Here is a 1,854-nt window from a genome sequence, read left to right on the forward strand (position 1 = left end):
CTCCCGACCTACGCCTTGTAAGGGCGCCGCTCTACCAACTGAGCTAAGCACCCGTTCGCACTGCCGGCGCAAGCCGGACTGTCCGGCGCATGCGTTCGTTGTCACCCGAGCCGCAAGCACCAAAGCCCGCTAGTTTAGCGCATCTTTCAGCGCTTTGCCAGGTTTGAATTTCGCAACCTTGCCGCCCTCGATGGTGATGGCGGCCCCCGTGCGCGGGTTGCGCCCGTTGCGGGAAGACCGTTTGCCGACCAGGAATGTCCCGAACCCGACCAGCGTGACGGATCCGCCGTCACACAACGCGTCCTTGATCCCGCCGATCAACGCGTCGATGGCGCGCCCGGCGGCAGCCTTTGACATGTCAGTCTGTGCCGCCACATGGTCGATCAGATCTGTCTTGTTCATCGTGCCACCTCCCCGAACACCCGCTCAGTGTGGATTCATTAAAGTGGCCGCCTATCGACGTGTCAAGGCGAAGAACTGCCTACACCGCACCGCCGCCCGACAAAGAAAAAGGGCCCGAACATGTCGGGCCCTTTTTCAATCGCTACACGCTGGAGTTGTCAGTGGTGCACCATCTCCTGCGCCTTGCCGTCGTCGCTCTTCGCGGGCGCCGGCTTGGCTTCCTCTTCGGGCAGCGGCTCGGGCTTGCGCACCAGCGCGAGCTCCAGCACCTTGTCGATCCACCGTACGGGTTGGATCTCGATGCTGTTCTTCACGTTGTCCGGAATGTCGGCCAGGTCCTTGACGTTCTCTTCCGGAATCAGTGCCAGCTTGATGCCACCACGGTGAGCCGCCAGCAGCTTTTCCTTCAGGCCACCGATCGGCAACACCTCGCCGCGCAGCGTGATTTCGCCGGTCATTGCCACATCAGCGCGCACCGGAATCCCGGTCAGCACCGACACCAGCGCCGTCGTCATCGCAATACCTGCCGACGGGCCGTCCTTGGGCGTCGCACCTTCGGGCACGTGGATGTGGATGTCGCGCTTCTCGAACATCTCATCCTTGATACCCAGGCGCGCCGAACGCGAACGCACCACCGAGCGCGCAGCCTCCACCGACTCCTTCATCACGTCGCCCAACGAACCGGTGCGGGTGATGTTGCCCTTGCCCGGCATCAGCGCGGCTTCGATGGTCAGCAGATCGCCGCCCACTTCCGTCCATGCCAAGCCGGTCACCTGGCCGACCTGATCTTCCTTGCCGGCCAGACCAAAGTCGAAGCGACGCACGCCGAGGAATTTGTCCAGGTTGTCCGAATCCACCTTCACGGACGTGGCGGCTTCCTTCTTCAGCAACAACTGCTTGACGACCTTGCGGCAGATCTTCGAGACCTCGCGCTCGAGCGAGCGCACGCCGGCTTCCCGCGTGTAATAGCGGATGATGTCGCGCAACGCGGCTTCGGTCACCTCGATCTCGCCGGTCTTCAGACCATTGTTCTTGACCTGCTTGGGCAGCAAGTAGCGGCGGGCGATGTTGACCTTCTCGTCTTCCGTGTAGCCCGACAGGCGAATCACTTCCATCCGGTCGAGCAGCGGCGCCGGGATGTTCAGCGAGTTCGACGTTGCCACGAACATCACGTCCGACAGGTCGAAGTCCACCTCGATGTAATGATCCTGGAACGTGTGGTTCTGTTCCGGGTCCAGCACTTCGAGCAGGGCCGACGATGGGTCGCCGCGGAAATCCGCACCCATCTTGTCGATCTCGTCGAGCAGGAACAGCGGATTGCGCACGCCGACCTTGGTCAGGCTCTGCAGGATCTTGCCCGGCATCGACCCGATGTACGTACGGCGGTGGCCGCGAATTTCGGCCTCGTCGCGCACGCCACCCAGCGCCATGCGCACGAACTTGCGGTTCGTC

General features: G+C 62.6%; 2 protein-coding genes. Both read right to left on the minus strand.

The window, feature by feature from the left end:
* Positions 1 to 129 precede the first annotated feature (129 nt).
* On the minus strand, positions 130 to 402 hold the full coding sequence (locus tag A6M56_RS11580) for an HU family DNA-binding protein (RefSeq protein WP_045786897.1): 273 nt from the start codon (positions 400 to 402) through the stop codon (positions 130 to 132).
* 158 nt (positions 403 to 560) lie between these two features.
* On the minus strand, positions 561 to 1,854 hold a 1,294-nt coding region (gene lon / locus A6M56_RS11585), incomplete at its 5' end, for an endopeptidase La (RefSeq protein WP_286758144.1).

Source organism: Ralstonia sp. RL, assembly GCF_001683835.1.
In the GTDB taxonomy this organism is placed as follows: domain Bacteria; phylum Pseudomonadota; class Gammaproteobacteria; order Burkholderiales; family Burkholderiaceae; genus Ralstonia; species Ralstonia mannitolilytica.